Genomic DNA, 22,107 nt, shown 5'->3' with positions numbered 1-22,107 from the left:
TCTGCTTTCGGTTTCCGGCGGTTTCAGTTGGCGGCTGCGGCGAGCTCTGCGGCCTTGTCGGCGCCGCCGTCCATGGTGTCCACGGAGGTGACCAGCGGGTGGTTCGCCTCCTCCAGGATGCGGCGGCCCTCCTCGACGTTGTTGCCGTCGAGGCGGACGACCAGCGGCTTGGTCGCGGTGTCGCCCAGGATCTCCAGGGCCTTCACGATGCCGTTGGCCACGGCGTCGCACGCGGTGATGCCGCCGAAGACGTTGACGAACACGGACTTGACCTGCGGGTCGTTCAGGATGACGTCCAGGCCGTTGGCCATGACCTCGGCCGAGGCGCCGCCGCCGATGTCCAGGAAGTTCGCAGGCTTGACGCCGCCGTGCTTCTCGCCGGCGTAGGCCACGACGTCGAGCGTGGACATGACCAGCCCGGCGCCATTGCCGATGATGCCGATCTCACCGTCGAGCTTGACGTAGTTGAGGCCCTTCTCCTTGGCCTTGGCCTCGAGCGGGTCCTCGGTGTTCTTGTCGACCAGGGAGGCGTGGTCCTCGTGGCGGAAGTCGGCGTTGTCGTCGAGCGAGACCTTGCCGTCCAGGGCCACGATGTCGCCCTCGCCGGTCTTGACCAGCGGGTTGACCTCGACCAGGGTCGCGTCCTCGTTCTTGTAGACCTCGCCGAGCTTCACGAGCACCGGCACGATCTTGGCGCCGGTCTCCTCGTCGAACTTGGCCTGTGCGACGATCTCGCGGGCCTTCTCCTCGGTCAGCCCGGCTGCGGGATCGACCTCCACTCGAGCCAGGGCCTCGGGGCGCTCGACGGCCAGCTGCTCGATCTCCATGCCGCCCTCGACGGAGCACATGGCCAGGTAGGAGCGGTTGGCGCGGTCCAGCAGCACCGAGAAGTAGTACTCCTCGGCGATGTCTGCGCCCTGGGCGATCATCACGCGGTGGACGGTGTGGCCCTTGATGTCCATGCCCAGGATCTGCTGCGCGTACTCGTAGGCCTCATCGGCGGTCTTGGCGACCTTGACGCCGCCGGCCTTGCCGCGGCCGCCGACCTTGACCTGTGCCTTGACGACGGTCACGCCGCCGATCTTCTCAGCAGCTGCCTTTGCTTCTTCCGGAGTGGTCGCCACGATGCCCTGGAGCACGGGCACGCCGTGCTTCTCGAAGATGTCGCGTGCCTGGTATTCGAACAGGTCCACGGTTGAGAGCCCTTCTTCGTCGAAGTTCTTGGTCCGGCCGCGCGGATGTGCGGCCGATCGTTGCCGTCGAGGCGCGCGGGCCCTGCTCCGCCGGGTGCATCCCCGGCGCAGGGCACAGCGACGTGCCTCTCCTGAACCCAGCTTAGCGGACTCGCCCTCGGCCCCGCCCTGCGCCCATCGGGGCCTCCGAGTTGATTGACTGTCCCGCATGCAGGCAACCCGACGGCGCGGCGAGAGGCAGCGGCCCTGCTCCATGCCGCCCGCCCGGGCGGCCATGCTCCGAGCCTCGACATGGGTCCTGCTGATCAGCCTTGCGCTGTGCGCGCTGCGCATCCCCCTGGCCGAGGTCCCCGATCTGCTCGACCCGCCCGGCAGGCTGCTTCCGCTGTGGCCCCAGTCGCTGCTGTGGCTCGGCATGGGCCTGATCGCCCTGCTCGGCGCCCGACGCGGATATCTGAGCCTGCAGCGGGCCTCCGGGGCTCGCCGGGTCTTCACGGCCGGACGACGCCAGCCGGACGTCGAGGCGGACCCCCGCTCCCCCACCCTGGCGCTGGCCCTGTTCGTGGTCGCGCTGCTGTCCGCCGTGATCCTCCCGCCGCTGCTCGTGGGCGGCTGGACCATGCAGCCGGTCGAGCTGTGGCTGGGCCTCTACGGCACCTACGGGACCTCCGTGGCGTTCGCGACGGCGGCCTGGGTGATCTTCCACACGGGCTACGCGATCCTCTTCGCACTGATCCTGGCGCTGGTCCAGTCGATGGGCGAATCGCTGATCCGCCGCGCCTGGACCCGGCGCGTCCCTCTGGGCGGGATCGCGCTGGGCCTGCTGCTGGGCATTCCGGACCTGTTCGTCGGCGGGTGGGCCGACCTGCTCACGACACTGGTCAGCTGCACCCTGCTGGGGGTCGTGCACCTGCTGGTGGGTGGGCGCCTGCGCTGGAGCGCGGCGGCGTCGTGGTTCCTGATGATGTTCCTCTGAAGACGACCGCCAGCCGCTCAGCGGCTCACTCGAAGGTCCTGCTCACTCGGAGACCCTGCTCAGCGGGGCCGAGCGCACGAGCAGCCGCTTCTCCTCCGAGCCGAACCTGACCTTGGCGATCACCCGGTCCCCGCGGCCCTCCAGCTGCACCACGGTGCCGCGCCCGAAGCTCTTGTGGTCGACCTGCTCGCCGATGCTCAGCGCCAGGACCTCCCGCTGCGGATCCACGCGCCCCGCTGCCGGTGTGCGGGCACCGCGCCGGAACGTGGCCGCCGCCCCGCCCTGCGAGCCGCCGGAGCCCATGAGCCCGGAGCCGTAGGCGGCCCCGCCCCAGCCCGGCCGCGCGCCGGAGCCCTCGCGCTCCCAGCGGATCAGCTCGGACGGGATCTCCTCCAGGAAGGGGCTCGGCGGGTTGTACTGGGTCTGCCCCCACTGCGAACGGTTCTCCGCGCGGGTCAGGTAGAGGCGGCGGCGGGCGCGGGTAATCCCCACGTAGGCCAGGCGCCGCTCCTCCTGCATCTCCTTCTCATCAGTCATGGAGCGCTGATGCGGGAAGATCCCGTGCTCCATGCCGGTGAGGAACACCACCGGGAACTCGAGGCCCTTGGCCGTGTGCAGGGTCATCAGGGTCACCACGCCCTGCGACTGCTCGTCGGGATCGGGGATCTGATCGGCGTCGGCGACCAGGGCCACGTGCTCCAGGAACTCCGCCAGCCCGTGCTCCGGATGCTCGCGCTCGTGCTCGCGGACCACCGCCACGAGCTCGGCCAGGTTCTCCACGCGGGTCTCGTCCTGGGGGTCCTCCGAGGTGCGCAGGGCCTCCAGGTAGCCGGTCTGCTCCAGCACGGCCTCCACCACCGAGGCCGGGCTGTTGCCCTCCGCGACGGTCGCGAGGTCGTCCATGAGCTGCACGAAGGCCTTCACCGCGTTCAGCGAGCGCGAGGCCATGCCCGGGGCCTCCTCGGCCCGGCGGGCGGCGTCCATGAAGGACAGTCCGTCGCGCTCGGCCAGGGCGGCCAGAGCGCCCTGGGCTCGGTCGCCGATCCCGCGCTTGGGCTCGTTGATGATGCGCCGGACCGTGACCTCGTCATCCGGGTTCAGCAGCGCGCGCATGTAGGCCAGGGCGTCCTTGATCTCCTTGCGCTCGTAGAACCGGGTGCCGCCCACGACCTTGTAGGGCAGGCCCACGCGCATGAGGATCTCCTCGAGCGAGCGGGACTGCGCGTTGGTGCGGTAGAAGATCGCCACGTCCGCCGGACGGATGCCCTCGGCATCCTGGAGGCGGTCGATCTCCTCGGCGATCCAGCGCGCCTCCTCGTGGGCGGACTCGGCCGCGTAGCCCACGATCTCGGTGCCATCGCCCTCGGCGGTCCACAGCCTCTTGTCCTGGCGCCCGGCATTGCGGGAGATCACGGCGTTGGCCGCGGAGAGGATGGTCTGGGTCGAGCGGTAGTTCTGCTCCAGCAGCACGGTCCGGGCGGAGGGATAGTCCTTCTCGAACTCGGTGATGTTGCGGATGTCCGCCCCGCGGAAGGCGTAGATGGACTGGTCGGAGTCGCCCACGACCGTCAGCTCCGCAGGCGGCAGGCCCGTGGGATCACCCTGATGCCCCACGATCTCCCGGATCAGGGAGTACTGGGCGTGGTTGGTGTCCTGGTACTCGTCGACCAGGACGTGCCGGTAGCGGCGGCGGTAGTACTCCGCGATCTGAGGGAAGGCCCGCAGCATGTGCACCGTCTGCGAGATGAGGTCGTCGAAGTCCAGGGCGTTGGCCGCACGCAGCCGCTGCGTGTAGCCGCGGTAGGTCTGCGCGACCGCCTGCTCCCACGGATCCGACCCGGTGGCCCGGGAGAGATAGGTCTCGTCGTCGATCAGCTCGTTCTTCAGCGAGGAGATGGCGTGCTGCAGCGCCTTGGGGGCGAAGCGCTTGGGGTCCAGCTCGTGCTGCTTGGCCACTGCGGTGATCACTCGCAGCGAATCGGCGGAGTCGTAGATCGAGAACGTGGACTTCAGCCCGATCGCGGTGGCCTCCCGCCGCAGCACGCGCACGCAGAAGGAGTGGAACGTCGACAGGGACATGGTCCGCGCAGACGGCCCCACGAGCTCGACCACGCGCTCGCGCATCTCCGCGGCGGCCTTGTTGGTGAAGGTGATCGCCAGGATCTCCCCCGGATGCGCCCGCCCCGTGCCCAGCAGATAGGCGATGCGGTGGGTCAGCACGCGGGTCTTGCCCGAGCCCGCCCCGGCCACGATCAGCAGCGGCGAGCCGGCGTGCTCGACAGCCTGGCGCTGCGGCCCGTTGAGCCCCTCCAGGAGGGATTCCGGGCTGCGCCGCCCCGGAGCCGACTCCATGGCGCTGGCTGCGCCCGAGGCCGGCGGGGAGGAGAGCAGGGGGTTGTCCGAGAGGAAGTCCATGATGGGCTCGAGTCTAGAAGAGCCGCCGGACAGCACAGCGGGCGTCGTGTTCCGGTGCCGCATGGCCGATAGCCTGCAGGCATGGGACTCTCGCGGGCGCAGAAGATCAAGAAGCACGGCGACAGCGCTGCGCAGGCACCGACCGGCCGCACCACTGCCGCCCGATCGCGCCCGGCGGCCCGGAGCACCGGGGCCTCGACGACCACAGCAGCGGCTCAGCGTCGCGAGCAGCTGCGCCCGGAGCCGGAGAGCTCGCCGTCGAGCCCCATGATGCTGGTGGGCGTGCTCATGGCGGTCGCAGCGCTGTTCCTGCTCTACGTGAACCTGGTGATCCTGCCGGGCTTCGCCTCGGCCATGGCCGGCGGCCACGGCGTCCCCGAGCTGCGCCTGCTGGGATTCGAGGCCGAGTGGTTCCGGGGCTTCACGGACGCCATGGACGACGGCGCCGCCGAGGCCTACCGCTCCATCCACCGCTCCACGGCGCTGATCGCCCCGCTGGGCATGGCCGTGGGCTGGGCGGCCTTCGTGCTCCTGCAGTCCAGGGGCGCGGCGCTGTTCCGCTGGGTCGGCCTGGGCGTGGTGGCGCTGTTCACGATCGTCTACCTGCTCGGCAGCTCGGTCCTGGACCGCGCCGTGGCCGATCCGCAGGACGAGACCCTGGTGGGCATGGCCTCGCTGCTGATGAACCTGCGCGGGGCGCTGCTGCTGGGCATGGTCGCACTGCTGGTGTGGGCCATGCTCCGCTCGGTGCGTCGGATCGCCGGCGAGATGGCGCAGCGCGGGCGCCAGGACCAGCAGGCCTGAGCCGGCAGCCCGGTGCAGGACCGCGTGCGAGCGCGGAAGAAGGAAGAAGGGGTGCCCCCGGCGCGATTCGAACGCGCGACACCGGCTTTAGGAGAGCCGTGCTCTATCCCCTGAGCTACGGGGGCGACGGCGACCATCATAGGGCCCGCAGCCTGCCGCTCCGAACAGCGGGCGGCAGCGCGAGTGCCGGGCGGGGTCGGTGCCGGGCGATAGATTGACGCGCATGGCTGTCTACATCGATCCCGCGCGCTGGCCTGCCCATGGCACCGTCTTCTCGCACCTGGTCTCCGACAGCTCCCTGGACGAGCTGCACGAGATGGCTCGGCGGATCGGCGTGAGCCCCCGGGCCTTCGACGGCGATCACTACGACGTCGCAGTGGCCCACTACGACAAGGCCGTGGCCGAAGGCGCGATCGAAGTCGACGGCAAGGAGCTGGCCCGGCGCCTGGTGCAGTCCGGGCTGAGGATCCCGGCTGCGCGTCGCAGCGAGCGTGCCGAGTACGCGCTGCGCTCGCGCTGGGACAGCGGCATCGGGATCGGCCCCGAGCTGCGCGGCCTGCGCGCCGAGCTGCTCGAGCGCTGGGGCGAGCCCCACCGCCGCTACCACGACCGCACCCACCTGCTGGCCGTGCTGAGGGCGCTGGATCTGCTCACCGACGATGCCCCGCCGCGGCCCGTCGTGCTGGCCGCCTGGTTCCACGACGCCGTCTACGACGGCCGCCCCGGCGCCGATGAGGAGGCCTCCGCCGAGCTGGCCGAGCGCCTGCTGCCGGATGCCGGCTTCCAGGCCTCGGAGGTCGCCGAAGTCGCCCGCCTGGTCCGCCTCACCGCCTCCCACCGTCCCCGGCCCGACGACGACGCGGGGCAGCTGCTGTGCGATGCCGATCTGGCGGTGCTGGGCGGCGCCCCGGCCGTGTACGCCGACTACGTCCGCAGGGTGTCCGAGGAGTACGCCTCGGTGCCGCGGCCGGACTTCGTGCGGGGGCGGCTGCAGATCCTGGAGCAGCTCTCCGCGGCCGAGCTCTACCGCACGCCCAAGGGGCAGCAGCTGTGGGCCAAGCAGGCGGCGGAGAACCTCGCCGTCGAGATCGACGACCTGCGCCTGGAGTCCCTGCGGGAGATCCAGGTGCCGGAGGGCCTGGACGTGCTCACGATCGTGGGCGTGTGCTTCCTGCGCGAGGGTCGTCTGCTGACCGTCCGCAAGCGCGGCACGCAGAAGTTCATGCTGGTCGGCGGCAAGCTCGAGCCCGGTGAGACGGCCGAGCAGGCCGCTGAGCGCGAGGTCGCCGAGGAGGTCGGGGCCGTGATCAGCGCGGAGGACCTGCAGCTGCTGGGCCGCTTCCACTCGCCGGCGGCCAACGAGGCGGACACCTGGGTCTCCTCGACCGTCTTCACGGTCGATCTGGACGAGCAGGCGCAGCAGCCCCGTCCGCAGGCGGAGATCGAGGAGCTGCGTCCGCTGGACCTGCGACCGGAGGCGGTCGCCGAGGCCGAGCCGTCCCTGGCCCCGCTGGTGCGCCGCCAGGTCATCCCGCTGCTGCGCCGCCGGGATCCGCGGTTCTTCAGCGCCGGTCCGCGGTGAACAACCGCTCGGCGACACTGCGCGGCGGGACGGCGCTCAGCTCCTGGGAGGCTGCTGCCCCTGGGCCTGCCCTGCCTGCTCGGCCTGCAGACGGGTCCGGCGCCGGCGCCACAGGATGCTGGCCGTCACGAGCCCGATGATGATGCCCACGCCGCCGATGACCGAGACCCACATGGCCGCGTGCCCGATCGCCAGCGACACCAGCAGCCCCGCGATGACTCCGGGGACGGCTCCGGCCACCATGCCCACGGCCAGGTAGGTGTACTCCTGGTCGCTGCCGGTGCGCGCGGCCGCGCTGTAGTCCGCCGGGGGTCGCTGCTGTCCTCGAGGGTCCTGTGCCATGGCTCCAGCCTATCCGCGCCGAGGCGGTGGGCCGTCGCGGCCGGTGGCCTCAGCGCACGGTGTAGAAGCCGTCCAGGGCCATGTCGTGCACCGAGTGCTCGATCGTGCCCTGCTGGGGGTTCAGCGCGGAGATCATCCGATCACCGCCCAGGTAGATCCCCACGTGCGATCCTCCGTTCTGCGAGACGAGGTCGCCCGGGCGGGGGTCCGCCGAGGGCTCGGCGGCGGCGAACTGCTCCCACGTGACCCGCGGCAGCTCGAGGCCGTGCTGCGCGTAGACCCACTGCACGAACGCGGAGCAGTCCCAGGCCTTGAAATCGGTGCCGCCCCAGACGTACTGCCCGCCGAGCCCGAGCCGAGCGGTGGCCAGGATCTCCTCGTCCGAGACCCCGCCGCCTGTGTCCGCGGCGCTGGTCGTGGCCTGCTCGGTCGTCGGCGCATGAGCAGGAGCGGCAGGGGCCGCAAGGGCTGCCTGAGGCCCTGCCGAGAGCGTCTCGGCGCCCGGACTGCGCTCGAACGGGGCCGTGGCCGCTGAGGCCAGGTCGTCGAGCCCGGGATCCGCCGCCGGCTGGGCGGGGTCCGACTCCCACAGAGTGTCCTGGAGGCTCTGGACGCCCAGCTGATCACCGACGGCGGTGTCTGCTGCCGTGGGCTGGGCCGCATGGCGGGCCGTGGGGTCCAGCGAGGTGGAACGGCTGCCGTCGGCGTAGGCGAAGCTCACCACGCCGTCGGCGTCCGTGGACCAGGAGAAGGTCCAGTCGTTGGCCTCGGCGGCCGCGCGATCCAGCCCGGCGTCGTCGGGGACGGTCCCGGTGACCGTGACCCAGGCGGGGAACTCGATCGCAGCGGCCTGCGCCGGGGCTGCTCCCAGAAGCGCCGCCCCCACGAGCCCGAGCCCCGCAGCACCCGCCAGCGGCGCGGGAGCCCGAACCGTGCGGCCACCGCTGAGGACCCGGCTCGCGGCTCCACCTGAAGGGCGCATGGCCCGGGCCGAGAGCATGGGCTCGATCTGACCTGCCAGGGGTCGCAGAGCGGGAGCGAATCGCAGGCCTGCGAGGTCACGGGCGTCGAAGGCCCATGTCTCCCGGACGGGATCGGCGGAGCGGAGGGCGACGGCGTTCATGGCGGAACCTCTCACGGGAAGCGTGCGGCGGCCGCCGCGGCGGCGGGCATCGACGACGGCGATGCCCGCGCACGCTATGCCCCGTGCCGCTGCGCGCCTGCTGCCCTTCGCCGCATTGAGACTCCCGAGGGCGCTGAGCAGCGGGGACCACTCATCTGCCGCGACATGATCCGCTGAGGGATGCGCCTGTGGAGCCGCGGGTGCGCAACCGACCCGCGCAGACGACGGCACCGCCGGCGATCGTGTCACCGGCGGTGCCGTCAGAAGCGCTTCAGCAGCGGGCGGCTCAGCCCTGCCCCACCACGATGGAGTGGGCGGAGGCCTCCGGGATGCGAATGTCCTCCGCCTCCACGCCCTCGGCAGGCTCCAGAGCCCGCACGACGACCTCACCGCTCTCCTCCTTGCGCGCCGCGAACGGTCCACCGGCCAGCAGCCCGCAGCGACCCAGGAGGCTCAGCACCTCAGGATGCGTCTGCACGACCTCCGGGACGCCCCTGAGCACGAAGCGCCCGCCGAGCTCGCTCGGGGCGGCCTCCGAGAGGATCTGGTCGGTGCCGGGAAGGGACTGCAGCGGCTGCAGCAGAGCCTGGTGAGCGGCCTCCTCCGAGGCCGCGCCCAGGCCCGCCAGGCCCGGGATCGGCATGCCGTAGGGCGAGATCTGCGGGTTGTGCAGCAGATCCACGAGTCGCTCCTCCACAGCCTCGCTCATGACGTGCTCCCAGCGGCAGGCCTCGTCGTGGACGACCGAGAGGTCCAGGCCGATGACGTCGGCGAGCAGGCGCTCGGCCAGGCGGTGCTTGCGCATGACCTTGACCGCGGTCTCCCGCCCCGCCTCCGTGAGGGCCAGCCGGCGATCCGGCTGCACGGTCAGCAGGCCGTCGCGCTCCATGCGGGAGACGGTCTGGGAGACGGTGGGCCCGGAGTGATCGAGGCGCTCCACGATACGGGCGCGCATGGGAGGGATCCCCTCCTCCTCGAGCTCGAGGACCGTGCGCAGGTACATCTCCGTGGTGTCGATCAGTTCGGTCATGTGACAGCTCCTGAGCAGGGGGCGAGCAGACATCTGGGGACGTGGCCGCGGCTGGGCGGCGCATGCCGGTTCATCGCAGGAGTCTACGCAGATCCCCCGACAGCGCATCGGCTCCGTGCGGCACAATGGCCGGACGGAGGGTCCTGCCGGTCCTCCGCCCGATCCCTCGTCCCAGGAGCACCGCCCGTGACCGACCGCCTCACGATCCCCGACAGCCTGCTGCCCGTCGATGGGCGCTTCGGCGCCGGACCCTCCAAGGTCCGCGAGGAGCAGATGGGAGCGGTCGCCCGAGCCCATCGTCAGCTCATGGGCACATCCCACCGGCAGGCCCCGGTGCGCGGCCTGGTGGGCGGCCTTCGCGAGGGCCTGGGCGAGTTCCTCCGCGTCCCTGACGGCTACGAGATCCTGCTGGGCATGGGCGGAGCCTCCGCCTTCTGGGATGCCGCGGCCCTGGGCCTGGTGCGCGAGCGCGCACAGCACGCGGCCTTCGGGGAGTTCGGCGCCAAGTTCGCCGAGGTCACCGACGGCGCCCCGTTCCTGCAGCCGTCGTCGATCCGCCGTGCGGAGCCCGGCACGCGCACCTCCGTGCAGCTCGAAGACGGGATCGACGTCTACGCCTGGCCGCAGAACGAGACCTCCACGGGCGTGGCCGCCCCCGTCGTGCGCCCCGAGGGCCTGGCCCCGGCACGCAGCGCGGCGGATCCGCTGGTCGTGGTCGATGCCACCTCGGCCGCCGGGGGCATGGCCGTGGATCTCTCCGAGACGGACGTCTACTACTTCTCGCCGCAGAAGAACTTCGCCTCGGACGGCGGGCTGTGGTTCGGCGCGTTCTCGCCGGCGGCGATCGAGCGGATCGAGTCCGTGGCCGCCTCCGAGCGCTGGATACCGGCCTTCCTGTCCCTGGGGGCGGCCCTGGAGAACTCGCGCAAGGACCAGACGTACAACACCCCGGCCCTTGCCACGCTCGTGATGCTCGACGAGCAGGTGCGCTGGCTCAACGACCAGGGCGGCATGGACTGGGCCGCCGAGCGCACGGCGCGCAGCTCCGGGCTGATCTACGACTGGGCCGAGGCGCACCCCCATGCCGCGCCCTTCGCCGCAGCCGTCGAGGACCGCTCCCCCGTAGTCGTGACCGTGGACTTCGACGACAGCATCGACGCCTCGGTGCTCAGCTCGGCGCTGCGCGCCCACGGCGTCGTGGATGTGGAGCCGTACCGGAAGCTGGGCCGCAACCAGCTGCGGATCGCCACCTTCACCGCGGTCGAGCCCTCGGACGTCCAGAAGCTGCTGGCCTGCCTGGACGCGCTGATCGAACAGCTCTGAGTCCCTGATCAGCCGCCCGGCTCGGCGCGCAGGCGCCGCCGGTGGAGCAGGCCCACGCAGGCCCCGGCAGCCCCTGCCAGGACGGCGGCGCCCAGCCCCCAACGCGGGCCGGCCGTGTCGATGACCCACCCGATCAGCGGCGCTCCGATCGGGGTGCCGCCCATGAGGATCGCCGTGTACAGGCTCATGACCCGCCCGCGGAAGCGCGGCTCCGTCATGGTCTGGACATAGGCGTTGGCCGTCGTCGTCATGGTCAGCGACGCCATGCCCAGCGGGATCAGGCACAGGCCGAACAGCAGCGGCGTGGGTGCCAGCGCGGCCAGCAGCGAGCTCAGCGCGAATATCGCCGCACCGGCATAAAGCGTCCTCAGCCTGGCGCGGGGACGGCGCGCCGCCAGCAGAGCCCCCAGCAGGGTCCCCACCGCGAGCACGGAGTTCAGGAGGCCGAACGCCTGGGACCCGAGCCCGAAGACCGTGCCGGTCATGGCCGCCAGGAAGATCGCGTAGTTCAGCCCGAGCGTGCCCAGCAGGAAGACGGTGAGCAGCACGGCCAGCAGATCCGGGCGCTGCCGGACGTAGCGGAAGCCCTCCCGGATCTGGCCGGGGCCCTTGGGCGTGCGCTCCCGTGGATGCAGCCGATCCCGATCCAGGCGAAGGATGGCGGTGATCATGGCGGCGAAGGTCAGGCTGTTGAGCAGGAAGACCCATCCCGTGCCCACCTGCGCGATGAGCACCCCGGCGGCGGCCGGACCGAGCAGACGGGCCGCGTTGAAGGCCGTCGAGTTCAGCGCCACCGCATTGGACAGGTCGCGGTCCCCGACCAGGCTGGCCACGAAGGTCTGGCGCACCGGGGCGCTGAAGGTCGTGGTGACGCCCAGGGCCAGGGCGAAGGCCATCACCCAGCTCAGCGTGACCGCGCCGGAGAGCACCAGCGCTCCCAGGCCCAGCGCCAGGACGCCCATCAGCGTCTGCGTGACCAGCAGGACCCGGCGGCTGTCCGCGCGGTCGGCGTGCAGCCCGGCCCACGGCGAGATCAGCAGCTGCGGCAGGAACTGCAGGGCGAGCACCAGCCCCATGGCTCTCGCGTCATGGTCGGTCAGCTCGTCGAACACGAGCCAGGACTGCGCCGTGCGCTGCATCCACGTGCCGGTGTTCGACAGCAGGGAGCCCGCGTACCAGCGGCGGTAGTTGGGCACGCGCAGGGACCGGAACGCGCCGGTCGCGGGTGCCTCGCTCACGGAGCGGGATCGATCCCCGGGCTCTGCTCCGAGCCGTCCTGCCCGTGATCACGGGAGTCGGCCTGGGCCGCGTCGCGATCGGGGTCCCGCTCCTGCGGGTCGGGGCGCTCCTGGTCCTCGGACTCCGAGTCCTCGGGCTCCTCCTGGTCGGAGCCGTCATCGGTGTCGGACTCCTCCGACCCGTCGGACTCCTCGGTCTCGTCGGGCTCGGCCCCAGGCTCGCCCTCTCGATCCTCGTCGTGGTCGCTGTCGAGCACGCGCTCTGACCAGGGGACCCAGGCCGGGGCCAGGAGGGCGTCCTCACCGGGCAGCATGCCGGATTCGCAGACCGTGGCCTCCTCGGAGCCGGGCACACGGGTCAGCGTGACGTACCACTCCCAGCCGCGGCTGCCCCGGGCCGTAGCCGGGAAGAGGTGCGTGACCAGCAGCTCGCCGTCGGCGCGCACACGGTGGCCCTCGCCGATCTCATCGGCCGGCACGATCGAGCGCAGAGCCGCCAGGGCGAGATCCCGGCGCGCGGCGAGCTGGACGTCCGGGCTGCGCTCGGGGCCCTGGTCGTGAGTGGTGGTGGACTGATCGGTCACCGATGCCCCTAGTCGTCGTGTTCCATGTGCTGCCTCCCGCGGCGGGCAGGCGCCAGGCGCGAGCGGCCCGCCGCAGGAGGTCTCAGGCGTCCAGATTATCCGCGACCGTGCGCAGGATCTTGGCGATCTTCTGCCCGTGGGCGCGATCCGGGTAGCGGCCGTGCTGCAGCCCCTCCGAGATCCCGTCCAGCAGCGTCACCAGGTCCTGGCTGATCTCGGCCATCTGCTCGGCCGGCATGCGATTGTTCCGGGCCACGGACGGGGTCCTGCCCAGCACGGTGGCCTGCAGGGCCTGGGCTCCGCGACGGCCTTCGGCCACGCCGAACTCCATGCGGGTCCCGGGCGCGACGGTGTCCATGCCCTCGGGCAGCGCCGAGACGTGGAGGAAGACCTCGCCGCCATTGTCGTCGGCCAGGAATCCGAAGCCCTTCTCCTGGTTGAACCACTTCACCTTGCCGGTGGGCACTGTGCACATCCTCTGCTTCTCGTGGCGAGGCAGCGGCCTCGCGGGGTGTTCCGGGTGCGTGCTCGGCCGCGGAGATCCCTTCCGGACAGGGCACGCCGCCTGCGCGGTCCCTGCGGCGGCCCGCTGCTCGAGCAGACGGCTCGAGCCCCGGCGGGCGCGCTCTGCTCGGGGACCGGCAGAACATCCCATCGTACTCCAGACGGTGCCTCGGCGCCCGTGCCGGGCTCGGCTGTACCCTGGATCCATGCCCGCCGAGTCCTCCCCTTCGATTCCCCCTGCCCGTTCCGGCACCGCATCCTCCGCCGCCGGCAGGCAGCCCGGAGGCATGGATGCGCTGGCCTGGGCCACGGTCGTGCTGGCGGTGAGCTCCGGGGCGGCCATGGCCGCCATGCTGATCACCAAGTGGATCGTGGGCGGCGGCGAGATCTGGCCCTGGTTCACCCGCTACGCGCTGGTCGCCTTCCCGCTGTCGGTCGTCCTGCTGTTCGTGCTGCTGGTGCGCAACGCGATCCGCCGTGCCCGCAGCTGACGTCGTGAGCACGAGCCTGCCCCTGCTGCACCGGAGCTGAGATGGCCAAGCTGTACTTCCGCTACGGGGCCATGAACTCCGGCAAGTCCACCGCACTGCTGCAGGCGGCGTTCAACTACGAGGAGCGCGACCAGCGCGTGCTGCTGGCCAAGCCCTCCGTGGACACGAAGGGCGAGTCCACCATCACCTCCAGGCTGGGCCTCGCCCGCTCCGTCGACCTCCTGCTCGGACCCCACGACGACGTCCGCGCCCGCTTCCGCCAGGCCGCCGCGGGCCGCGACCCGGAGGCCCTGCTGGCAACCGTCGAGCTCCCGCCCGTGGCGTGCCTGCTCGTGGACGAGGCCCAGTTCCTGAGCCCGCAGCAGGTGGACGACCTGCTGCGCATCGCCGTGCTCGATTCCGTGCCGGTGCTGGCCTACGGGATCCGCGGCGACTTCCGCACCCGCTCCTTCCCCGGTTCGGGGAGGCTGATGGAGATCGCGCACACGCTCGAGGAGCTCAAGACCATCTGCCGCTGCGGCCGCAAGGCGATGTTCAACGCCCGCACCTCGGACGGCGGCATGGTGCTGGACGGAGAGCAGGTCGCGATCGACGGCGAGGTGGCCTACGAGTCCCTGTGCGCCTCCTGCTACCTCGAGCGCAGCGGCGGGCAGCTGGGCTGAGCCCTGCCCCACGGCCCACGACTTCCATGAAACGTCCTCAAAGCATCCAGAGGACGTCCAGGAGACTCCGAGACACTGGGTCGCGTGAACAACAGCAACCCTGAAGCAAAGCTCCTGGTCGTCGACGACGAGCCCAACATCCTCGAACTCCTCGCCACCTCGCTGAAGTTCGCGGGCTTCGAGGTCGTCACCGCCGCCAATGGCCGCGATGCCATCACCCGCGCCCAGGAGGAGAGCCCCGATCTGGCCGTCCTGGACGTCATGCTCCCGGATCTGGACGGCTTCGCCGTCACGAGGAAGCTGCGCGCCGAGGGCCGCACCTTCCCCATCGTCTTCCTGACCGCCAAGGACGACACCGAGGACAAGGTCCAGGGCCTGACCGTCGGCGGCGACGACTACGTCACCAAGCCGTTCAGCCTGGACGAGGTCGTGGCCCGCATCCGCGCCGTCCTGCGCCGCTCGGCCCCGGCCGAGGAGGACGACTCGCGCCTGCGCGTGGACGACCTGGTCCTCGACGACGACGCCCACGAGGTCTTCCGCGGCGAGCGCGAGATCGATCTGTCGCCCACCGAGTTCAAGCTGCTGCGCTACCTGATGCTCAATCCCAACCGCGTGCTGTCCAAGGCCCAGATCCTGGATCACGTGTGGGAGTACGACTTCAACGGAGACGCCTCGATCGTCGAGTCCTACATCTCCTACTTGCGCCGCAAGATCGACAACGATCCGGATCTTCCCCCGCTGATCCACACCAAGCGCGGCGTCGGATACCTGCTGCGCACGGCCCACAAGAACGGCTGAGCCCATCTGCAGCCCTCACCGGGCGGTGTCCGCCTCCGGCGGCGCCGCCCGTCGTCCTGACAAGATGACCGTCGTCCGCCTGCCGTCGACGGAGGTCTGAACCGTGGAGAAGCTCACAGCGTGGTGGCGCTCGTCGTCGCTGCGGACCCAGCTGATGGTCCTCACCGGCCTGCTGCTGATGCCGTCGATCCTGCTGACGAGCTTCGTGTCGATCTCCGTGGTGCGCGACTCGCTCGTCAACTCGATCGACAACGAGCTGCGCGAGTCGCTGGGCACCGTGTCGACCGCGCTGATGTCGGACATGATCGGATCGCCCACCGTCAACGTGTCCAAGCGGGGCTACCTGCTCGACTCCGACGGCGAGATCGTCGCCCAGGTGGGCTCCACCGCCCCCGGCCCGGTCGACCCGGGCGAGCCGGACCTCTCCAGCTTCACCCGCGAGCTCGTCCTGCAGACGGAGCAGTCCGGGATGACGGTGCGCTCCGCCGACGGCGAGGACGGCTCCTGGCGCGTGGTGGCAGCCCCCCAGGCCGATTCGGACTACACCGTCGTGACGGCCGAGCCGCTGGGCTGGGCCAACGGCATGATCTCGGCGGTGACGCTGCTGACCCTGAGCTTCGGGGTGGCCACCCTCCTGGTGGCCCTGACGGTCGGCTGGATCCTCATCACGCGGGCGTTCACACCGCTGAAGCGGGTCGAGGCCACCGCTGCCGCGATCGCCGCCGGCGACCTGTCCCAGCGCATCTCCGGCTACAGCTCCGCGACCGAGGTCGGTCAGCTGTCGATGTCGCTGAACCGCATGCTCGGGCAGATCGAGGACGCCTTCGACGCCCGGACCCACTCCGAGAACCGGCTGCGCCAGTTCGTGGCCGATGCCTCCCACGAGCTGCGCACTCCCCTCGTGTCGATCCGCGGATACTCCGAGCTCTACCGCCACGGCGCCCTGGACGATGAAGAGAAGGTCTCTCAGGCCATGGGGCGCATCGAATCCGAGGCCACGCGCATGACCCAGCTGGTCGAGGACCTCCTCTCGCTGGCCCGGGTGGACAACGGCCGAGCCCTCGAGATCACCGACGTCGACCTGCTGGTCCTGGCCCACGATGCCGCCGCCGACTTCGCGGCGGCCTGGCCGGATCGCCGCATCACGGTGCTCGGCCCGGACGACAGCGCCGCCGCGCCGGTGTGGACCCGCGGCGATGACGCCCGTCTGCGCCAGGTCGTGGTCAACCTGATGACCAACGCCGTGCGCTACACGCCGCAGGGAACAGACCTCGAGATCATCGTGGAGAACCCCTCGTTCGACGCCGTGCCGCAGGAGCAGCAGCCCTCCGTCCCGGATGACGAGTCCGCGCCGACCTGGCTGGCGCAGCTGAAGATCCGCGACCACGGTCCCGGCATCAAGGGCCCCGACCGCACTCGGATCTTCGAGCGCTTCTACCGCGCGGACACCTCCCGCACCCGCGAGACCGGCGGCACCGGGCTGGGCCTGTCGATCGTGGCCTCGGTGGTGGGCCAGCACGGCGGAGTGGTCACCCTCGAGGAGACCCCCGGCGGCGGCGCGACATTCGTGGTCACCCTGCCCGGCGGAGAGTCCGCCGAGGCCGCGATCGAGCGCGCGGCCGACGCCGACGACCCCGCGGACCAGGCCCTGCGCTCCAGCGGCGCTGAGGCTCCCAGGGCCTCCCGCGGGGAGTCGGGGACCTGGTTCTCGCGCGGTGCGTGGACCCCCTCCAGGCGGCGCAGCGCACCCACCGAGGAGCAGCTCGAACGGCAGCGCCAGGCCGCCGAGGAATCCGGTCCCGCTTCCGCCTCGAGCGGTCGTCGGATGCGCCGTGCCGCCCGCCGCGGCGAGACGACAGTGCCCTCGGCCGGAGACTCCCCGGTCGAGCCCGGTTCGGCAGCCGAGGCCACCGGTGCCGGCGCGTCCGATGCCGACGGCTTCGAGGCGGGAGATTCCGCTCGCGCCTCGACGGCTGCGGGGGCGTCGCCGGTCGAGCAGGCTCAGCCCGCCCGCGCCGCAGATGCCGAAGCAGGCACTGCTGGACGCGAGACCCGAGACGACGCCCCGTTCGGCGACGACGGCCTGCCTCCGATCCCCGAGATCGACGAGGACGATCCCAGCATCATCGACGAGACCGGCGAGCTGCCGGATCTGTCCGGCCCAGATCCCGGGGCACCGCGCGACGACCGCAGCGGCGGCTCCTCGCACAGCTGAGGGTCCGTCCACGGCTCGCAGAGCGACCGGCGCAGGCCGCTTCCGAGGGCGAGCATGGCCCGAGAGGTCCTCGCGGCCGCCGGCCGGGCAGAGAGACGACGGCTCAGTCGCGGGGGCGTCAGCTCAGCCGCGGGGACGGCGGGTCAGCCGATCGTGCAGACCGGAGCTGAGCCGATCCAGGCCCACGATCTCCACCTGCACGCCGTGGCGGTCGTACTTCTCCCGGATCGAATCCAGCGCGGCGACCGTGGAGGCATCCCAGATGTGCGCCCGGCTCAGGTCGATGCGCACGTGCTGCGGGTCCCGGGCGTAGTCGAACTGCGTGTAGAGGTCGTTCGAGGAGGCGAAGAACAGCTCGCCGTCCACCACGTAGGTGACCATGTCCTCGCTGGGGGCCGTGGTGACGAGGTCCTCGCCCACCCGGCCCGGGAAGCGGTGGACGCGCACGGTGTGGGCCACGCGGCGGCTGAACAGGACCATGGCAGCCAGCACTCCTGCGCCCACGCCGATCGCCAGATTGTGCGAGACCACGATGACCACGGTCGTGATGACCATGACCGCGACCTCGCTGCGCGGCAGCGTGCGAAGGGTACGCGGGTGGATGCTGTGCCAGTCGAACGAGGTCAGCGCCACGTAGATCATCACCGCGGCGAGTGCGGCCATGGGGATCACGGCCACGACGTCTCCCAGTGCGATCACGAGCACCAGCAGGAAGATGCCCGCCGAGGCCGTGGAGATCCGCGTGCGGGCGCCCGAGGCGTTGACGTTCATCATGGTCTGCCCGATCACCGCGCAGCCGCCCATCCCGCCGAAGAGCCCCGTCACGATGTTCGCAGCGCCCTGCCCCCAGGTCTCGCGGGTCTTGGAGGACGGGGTGTCGGTGATGTCGTCCACCAGCTTGGCGGTCAGCAGCGACTCGAGCAGTCCCACGACCGCCATGGACAGGGCGTACGGGAAGATCACCTGCAGCGTCTCGAACGTCCAGGGGACCTCCGGCAGTCCCAGTACCGGCAGCTCGCGCGGCAGCTCGCCCTTGTCCCCCACGGTCGGCACGGCGATCGAGGCCAGCACCGCCAGGAGGGTCACCACGACGACCGCCGCGAGCGGGGACGGCACCGCCCGGCTCAGCCGCGGCAGACCGAAGGTGATCAGCAGGCCCAGGGCCACGAGCGGGTAGACCATCCACGGCACGCCGAGCAGCTCGGGGAGCTGGGACGTGAAGACGATGATCGCCAGCCCGTTGACGAAGCCCACCATGACCTGCCGCGGCACGAAGCGCATGAGCTTGGGCAGTCCGACCACTGCCAGGAGCACCTGCAGGATCCCGGCGAGGATCACGCATGCGATCAGGTGCTCGACCCCGTGGGAGGCCACCAGGGGCGCGACGACCAGGGCGACGGCACCGGTGGCCGCCGAGATCATGGCGGGTCGGCCGCCGACGATCGAGATGGTCACCGCCATGGTGAAGGAGGCGAAGAGCCCCACCCGCGGATCGACCCCGGCGATCACGGAGAAGGCGATCGCCTCCGGGATCAGCGCCAGGCCCACGACGAGTCCCGCCAGCAGCTCGGTGCGCAGGGCTCGCGGCGAGCGCAGGCTCCACAGCACGGACTGGCGCTGCAGCGGCGAGGGCGAGGCCTGGGCGGACGGTGAGCTCATGCGGACGGGGCTCCTGAGACGGGGAAGGGCAGGGACCCCGCCGCCGGCAGGTGCGCCGCGGGGCTGTTCAGGACTCGAGCGTCACCTGGAGGTGGCGCAGCAGCCATTGTCCCAGTTCGCTGCGGGAGTCCTCGCGCGTCCACAGCGCGGTGTGCACCGCCGAGCCCGTGGAGCCCAGGACATGGATCGTTGTCTGCACAGCGCGCCCGCTCAGGGCCAGCAGGTCCACCAGATGCAGGTCGGCGGAGTCGTCGCCCCGGGAGACGCTCGCGGGATCGCCGGGGCGCCCGTCCGAGTCGATGAGCACCGCCTCCGGGTGGAGGGTCGCGGACGGCAGGCCCTCGCGGATGCGTCCGCGCTCCAGGCCGAAGACCTCCTGCGCGGGGCTCGGAGCGGCGGCCAGGTCCTCCGACTGGTCCTCCAGGCTCGAGAGCAGATCGGGATCCGGGTCCCCCACCTGCTCCTCTGCCTCCGCACGGGGATCGGCTGCGCCGCTGCCTGCGGGACCGGCCTGGTCCCCCGCTGCGGCGCCTGTGGCGGCCGCGGGCTCGGCAGAAGCCGCAGGGCCTGCCGGCGCCGCAGCAGCTGAGGGCGCGGCCGCGTCCGAGCCCAGCGCCAGCCCCGGCCCCTCCTCCGGCGCGCGGCCGGCCTGAAAGGCCTTGGCGGCGGCGTTGGCTCGGGCGTCGGCGGCCTCGTTCAGCTCGTGGCCCGCGTGGCCCTTGACCCATTCGAAGGTCACGTCCCGGCCCTGCATGGCGGCGTCCAGCGCCTTCATGAGCTCGACGTTGAGCACCGGCTTGCCGTCGCTCTTCTTCCAGCCCTTCTTCTTCCAGCCCTTCATCCACTTGGTGATCGAGTTGATGACGTACTGGCTGTCGCACAGCACCCGCAGGGGCTCGCCGAGCTCCTGCGTGGATTCGAGCAGGTCCAGCACGGCCTGGAGCTCGCCCATGTTGTTCGTGCCATGCGGCCAGCCCCCGCTGCGCCAGTTGGAGTCGTCGATGTACCAGGCCCAGCCGGCCGGGCCGGGATTGCCCAGGGCGGAGCCGTCGGCGGCAGCGATGATCGTCATGCCGAACACTGTGGCACGTCCCACCGACAGCACGGCCCCGTCCGGCGCCGCGGCTCGGGCTGCCCCGACAGGCTCCCGTCGGCAGGGCGGTCGCACCGCACCCTGGGACGCCTGCGGCACCGGCCGGCAGCGCAGACGCTCGTCGGGTCCACCCCCGGACATGACGACGGGCCCCGCCTCCCGAGGTTGGAGACGGGGCCCGTCGGACTCGCTGGGCTGCGCTCAGGCGCGTTCAGCGATGACGTCGAGGCGTCATCACATCATGCCGCCCATGCCGCCCATGGGGTCCTCGCCGCCGCCGGCACCGGCCGGCTCCGGCTTGTCCGCCACGACGGCCTCGGTGGTGAGGAACAGACCGGCGATCGAGCCGGCGTTCTGCAGGGCGGAGCGGGTGACCTTGACCGGGTCGTTGATGCCCGCGGCCAAGAGGTCCTCGTACTCGCCGGTGGCCGCGTTGAGGCCCCAGCCCTTCTCGAGGCCGCGCACCTTGGCCGCCACGACGCCCGGCTCGAGCCCGGCGTTGAAGGCGATCTGCTTGAGCGGAGCGTCGATGGCGACCTTCACGATGTTCGCGCCGGTGGCCTCGTCGCCGCTGAGCTGCAGCTGGCCGAAGGCGGTCTCGCCGGCCTGGATCAGGGCGACGCCGCCGCCGGCGACGATGCCCTCCTCCACAGCGGCCTTGGCGTTGCGCACAGCGTCCTCGATGCGGTGCTTGCGCTCCTTGAGCTCGACCTCGGTGGCCGCGCCGGCCTTCAGCACGGCGACGCCGCCGGCCAGCTTGGCCAGGCGCTCCTGCAGCTTCTCGCGGTCGTAGTCCGAGTCCGAATTCTCGATCTCGGCGCGGATCTGGGCCACGCGGCCCTCGATCTCCTCGGCGGAGCCGGCGCCGTCGACGATGGTGGTCTCGTCCTTGGTCACGACGACCTTGCGGGCGGTGCCCAGCAGGTCCAGGGTGGCGGTCTCGAGCGAGAGGCCGACCTCCTCGGTGATGACCTGGCCGCCGGTCAGGATGGCGATGTCCGCCAGCTGGGCCTTGCGGCGGTCGCCGAAGCCCGGAGCCTTGACGGCCACGGACTTCACGGAGCCGCGCATCTTGTTCAGCACCAGCATGGCCAGCGCCTCGCCCTCGACGTCCTCGGCGATGATCATCAGCGGCTTGCCCGACTGGATGACCTTCTCCAGGACCGGGACGAGATCCTTCACGGCCGAGATCTTCGAGTTGACGATGAGGATGTAGGGATCCTCGAGGACGGCCTCCTGGCGGTCGGCGTCCGTGACGAAGTAGCCGGAGAGGTAGCCCTTGTCGAAGCGCATGCCCTCGGTCAGCTCGAGGTCCAGCCCGAAGGTGTTGGACTCCTCGACCGTGATCACGCCCTCCTTGCCGACCTTCTCCATGGCCTGGGCGATGAGGCGGCCGATCTCCGGATCCGCGGCCGAGATGGACGCGGTGGCCGCGATCTGCTCCTCGGTCTCGATCTCCTTGGCGGAGCTGAGCAGCTCGGCGGTGACGGCCTCGACGGCCTTCTCGATGCCGCGCTTGAGCGAGAGCGGGTCAGCACCGGCGGCCACGTTGCGCAGGCCCTCGCGCACGAGCGCCTGGGCGAGCACGGTGGCGGTGGTGGTGCCGTCGCCGGCGACGTCATCAGTCTTCTTGGCGACCTCCTTGACGAGCTCGGCGCCGATCTTCTCGTAGGGGTCCTCGAGCTCGATCTCCTTGGCGATGGACACGCCGTCGTTGGTGATCGTGGGAGCGCCCCAGGACTTCTCCAGGACGACGTTGCGGCCGCGCGGGCCGAGCGTGACCTTGACGGCGTCAGCCAGGGTGTTGAGGCCGCGCTCGAGACCGCGGCGGGCCTCCTCGTCGAATGCGATGAGCTTTGCCATGTGTTCGTCCCTCCTGGACGTTCAGTCTGACTCCCACCGACCCGCTGCCCGCGACGGACGGGGCGCCGGCTCCTGCGGGATCTGCCCGCCGAGCCTGCCCCTCAGAGAGGCGGTGGCTTCCACTGCGTGGTCGAGCGGCTGCGCCGACCGCAGCGGGGCCGGCTGGCAGTCTGCTCGACTGAGTGCCAAGTCCATTATTGGCACTCGGCCCC

19 protein-coding genes and 1 tRNA gene are annotated in these 22,107 nt (G+C 71.3%); 8 read left to right on the top strand and 12 right to left on the bottom strand.

Going from position 1 to position 22,107, the window contains the following annotated elements:
* Positions 1-23 precede the first annotated feature (23 nt).
* Positions 24-1,193 carry an ADP-forming succinate--CoA ligase subunit beta gene (sucC, locus tag OVA15_RS00290; RefSeq protein ID WP_006215563.1) on the bottom strand — a complete coding sequence of 390 codons (1,170 nt, stop codon included), beginning with the start codon at positions 1,191-1,193 and terminating at the stop codon, positions 24-26.
* Between the two features lie 208 nt (positions 1,194-1,401).
* On the opposite strand from sucC, the gene OVA15_RS00285 reads away from it, so the two are divergent.
* Positions 1,402-2,169 carry a hypothetical protein gene (locus OVA15_RS00285; RefSeq protein WP_268142327.1) on the top strand — a complete coding sequence of 256 codons (768 nt, stop codon included), beginning with the start codon at positions 1,402-1,404 and terminating at the stop codon, positions 2,167-2,169.
* A 42-nt stretch (positions 2,170-2,211) separates the two neighbouring features.
* Here the strand turns inward: OVA15_RS00285 and pcrA are convergent, their stop codons facing one another.
* Complete coding sequence (gene pcrA / locus OVA15_RS00280; RefSeq protein WP_024289080.1) at positions 2,212-4,584, bottom strand: DNA helicase PcrA; 2,373 nt, start codon at positions 4,582-4,584, stop codon at positions 2,212-2,214.
* 81 nt (positions 4,585-4,665) lie between these two features.
* On the opposite strand from pcrA, the gene OVA15_RS00275 reads away from it, so the two are divergent.
* The gene (locus OVA15_RS00275) at positions 4,666-5,388 is read left to right on the top strand and encodes a hypothetical protein (RefSeq protein WP_268142325.1); all 723 of its coding nucleotides are present in this window, start codon (positions 4,666-4,668) and stop codon (positions 5,386-5,388) included.
* A 52-nt stretch (positions 5,389-5,440) separates the two neighbouring features.
* On the opposite strand, the gene OVA15_RS00270 is transcribed toward OVA15_RS00275, so the two are convergent.
* Positions 5,441-5,513 (bottom strand) — tRNA-Arg (locus tag OVA15_RS00270).
* Between the two features lie 98 nt (positions 5,514-5,611).
* Here OVA15_RS00270 and OVA15_RS13185 point away from each other — a divergent pair.
* Complete coding sequence (locus OVA15_RS13185; RefSeq protein ID WP_082330863.1) at positions 5,612-6,970, top strand: DUF4031 domain-containing protein; 1,359 nt, start codon at positions 5,612-5,614, stop codon at positions 6,968-6,970.
* 36 nt (positions 6,971-7,006) lie between these two features.
* Here OVA15_RS13185 and OVA15_RS00255 read toward each other — a convergent pair whose 3' ends face one another.
* From OVA15_RS00255 to OVA15_RS00245, 3 genes are all read right to left on the bottom strand, one after another.
* Positions 7,007-7,312, bottom strand: a complete 306-nt coding sequence (locus OVA15_RS00255; protein ID WP_006215568.1) for a hypothetical protein — start codon at positions 7,310-7,312, stop codon at positions 7,007-7,009.
* 49 nt (positions 7,313-7,361) lie between these two features.
* Positions 7,362-8,435 carry a C40 family peptidase gene (locus OVA15_RS00250; RefSeq protein ID WP_268142323.1) on the bottom strand — a complete coding sequence of 358 codons (1,074 nt, stop codon included), beginning with the start codon at positions 8,433-8,435 and terminating at the stop codon, positions 7,362-7,364.
* Between the two features lie 286 nt (positions 8,436-8,721).
* Complete coding sequence (locus OVA15_RS00245) at positions 8,722-9,465, bottom strand: metal-dependent transcriptional regulator (RefSeq protein ID WP_006215570.1); 744 nt, start codon at positions 9,463-9,465, stop codon at positions 8,722-8,724.
* A gap of 186 nt (positions 9,466-9,651) precedes the next feature.
* Here OVA15_RS00245 and serC point away from each other — a divergent pair, with 186 nt between their 5' ends.
* Complete coding sequence (serC, locus tag OVA15_RS00240; RefSeq protein ID WP_137802079.1) at positions 9,652-10,788, top strand: phosphoserine transaminase; 1,137 nt, start codon at positions 9,652-9,654, stop codon at positions 10,786-10,788.
* A gap of 8 nt (positions 10,789-10,796) precedes the next feature.
* On the opposite strand, the gene OVA15_RS00235 is transcribed toward serC, so the two are convergent.
* From OVA15_RS00235 to OVA15_RS00225, 3 genes are all read right to left on the bottom strand, one after another.
* Positions 10,797-12,026 carry an MFS transporter gene (locus OVA15_RS00235; RefSeq protein ID WP_006215572.1) on the bottom strand — a complete coding sequence of 410 codons (1,230 nt, stop codon included), beginning with the start codon at positions 12,024-12,026 and terminating at the stop codon, positions 10,797-10,799.
* Positions 12,023-12,610: a DUF3027 domain-containing protein gene (locus OVA15_RS00230; protein WP_006215573.1), complete on the bottom strand. Its 588-nt coding sequence runs from the start codon at positions 12,608-12,610 to the stop codon at positions 12,023-12,025. The genes OVA15_RS00235 and OVA15_RS00230 overlap by 4 nt, the downstream gene beginning before the upstream one ends.
* An 82-nt stretch (positions 12,611-12,692) precedes the next feature.
* Positions 12,693-13,076 carry a cold-shock protein gene (locus OVA15_RS00225; protein WP_053446928.1) on the bottom strand — a complete coding sequence of 128 codons (384 nt, stop codon included), beginning with the start codon at positions 13,074-13,076 and terminating at the stop codon, positions 12,693-12,695.
* Positions 13,077-13,401: 325 nt separating this feature from the next.
* On the opposite strand from OVA15_RS00225, the gene OVA15_RS00220 reads away from it, so the two are divergent.
* From OVA15_RS00220 to OVA15_RS00205, 4 genes are all read left to right on the top strand, one after another.
* On the top strand, positions 13,402-13,605 hold the full coding sequence (locus tag OVA15_RS00220) for a hypothetical protein (protein ID WP_006215575.1): 204 nt from the start codon (positions 13,402-13,404) through the stop codon (positions 13,603-13,605).
* A gap of 41 nt (positions 13,606-13,646) precedes the next feature.
* Positions 13,647-14,267 (top strand): thymidine kinase, encoded by a 621-nt coding sequence (locus tag OVA15_RS00215; protein WP_006215576.1) that lies wholly within the window; start codon positions 13,647-13,649, stop codon positions 14,265-14,267.
* A gap of 84 nt (positions 14,268-14,351) precedes the next feature.
* On the top strand, positions 14,352-15,065 hold the full coding sequence (locus OVA15_RS00210; protein ID WP_006215577.1) for a response regulator transcription factor: 714 nt from the start codon (positions 14,352-14,354) through the stop codon (positions 15,063-15,065).
* Positions 15,066-15,168: 103 nt separating this feature from the next.
* Entirely contained in the window at positions 15,169-17,280 is a 2,112-nt protein-coding gene (locus OVA15_RS00205) for an ATP-binding protein (RefSeq protein WP_326493247.1), read from the top strand.
* A 123-nt stretch (positions 17,281-17,403) separates the two neighbouring features.
* On the opposite strand, the gene OVA15_RS00200 is transcribed toward OVA15_RS00205, so the two are convergent.
* The 3 genes from OVA15_RS00200 to groL all read right to left on the bottom strand — a co-directional run bounded on the left by OVA15_RS00200 (position 17,404) and on the right by groL (position 21,895).
* Positions 17,404-18,939 carry a SulP family inorganic anion transporter gene (locus OVA15_RS00200; protein ID WP_268142316.1) on the bottom strand — a complete coding sequence of 512 codons (1,536 nt, stop codon included), beginning with the start codon at positions 18,937-18,939 and terminating at the stop codon, positions 17,404-17,406.
* 67 nt (positions 18,940-19,006) lie between these two features.
* Positions 19,007-20,011 carry a ribonuclease HI gene (locus tag OVA15_RS00195; RefSeq protein WP_024289090.1) on the bottom strand — a complete coding sequence of 335 codons (1,005 nt, stop codon included), beginning with the start codon at positions 20,009-20,011 and terminating at the stop codon, positions 19,007-19,009.
* Positions 20,012-20,266: 255 nt separating this feature from the next.
* A complete protein-coding gene (gene groL / locus OVA15_RS00190) occupies positions 20,267-21,895 on the bottom strand; it encodes a chaperonin GroEL (RefSeq protein WP_006215581.1) in 1,629 nt (542 codons plus the stop codon).
* Positions 21,896-22,107 lie beyond the last annotated feature (212 nt).

Source organism: Kocuria sp. SL71 (assembly GCF_026672465.1).
Lineage (GTDB): Bacteria > Actinomycetota > Actinomycetes > Actinomycetales > Micrococcaceae > Kocuria > Kocuria palustris.
This window is presented reverse-complemented; position numbering and strand designations above follow the sequence as displayed.

What these genes read in the sequence shown, in the direction of transcription:
- OVA15_RS00285 (WP_268142327.1), top strand. Translation starts at nt 1,402, where the DNA reads ATGCAGGCAACCCGACGGCGCGGCGAGAGGCAGCGGCCCTGCTCCATG.
- pcrA (WP_024289080.1), bottom strand. Translation starts at nt 4,584, where the DNA reads ATGGACTTCCTCTCGGACAACCCCCTGCTCTCCTCCCCGCCGGCCTCG.
- OVA15_RS00275 (WP_268142325.1), top strand. Translation starts at nt 4,666, where the DNA reads ATGGGACTCTCGCGGGCGCAGAAGATCAAGAAGCACGGCGACAGCGCT.
- OVA15_RS13185 (WP_082330863.1), top strand. Translation starts at nt 5,612, where the DNA reads ATGGCTGTCTACATCGATCCCGCGCGCTGGCCTGCCCATGGCACCGTC.
- OVA15_RS00255 (WP_006215568.1), bottom strand. Translation starts at nt 7,312, where the DNA reads ATGGCACAGGACCCTCGAGGACAGCAGCGACCCCCGGCGGACTACAGC.
- OVA15_RS00250 (WP_268142323.1), bottom strand. Translation starts at nt 8,435, where the DNA reads ATGAACGCCGTCGCCCTCCGCTCCGCCGATCCCGTCCGGGAGACATGG.
- OVA15_RS00245 (WP_006215570.1), bottom strand. Translation starts at nt 9,465, where the DNA reads ATGACCGAACTGATCGACACCACGGAGATGTACCTGCGCACGGTCCTC.
- OVA15_RS00220 (WP_006215575.1), top strand. Translation starts at nt 13,402, where the DNA reads ATGGATGCGCTGGCCTGGGCCACGGTCGTGCTGGCGGTGAGCTCCGGG.
- OVA15_RS00215 (WP_006215576.1), top strand. Translation starts at nt 13,647, where the DNA reads ATGGCCAAGCTGTACTTCCGCTACGGGGCCATGAACTCCGGCAAGTCC.
- OVA15_RS00200 (WP_268142316.1), bottom strand. Translation starts at nt 18,939, where the DNA reads ATGAGCTCACCGTCCGCCCAGGCCTCGCCCTCGCCGCTGCAGCGCCAG.
- OVA15_RS00195 (WP_024289090.1), bottom strand. Translation starts at nt 20,011, where the DNA reads ATGACGATCATCGCTGCCGCCGACGGCTCCGCCCTGGGCAATCCCGGC.
- groL (WP_006215581.1), bottom strand. Translation starts at nt 21,895, where the DNA reads ATGGCAAAGCTCATCGCATTCGACGAGGAGGCCCGCCGCGGTCTCGAG.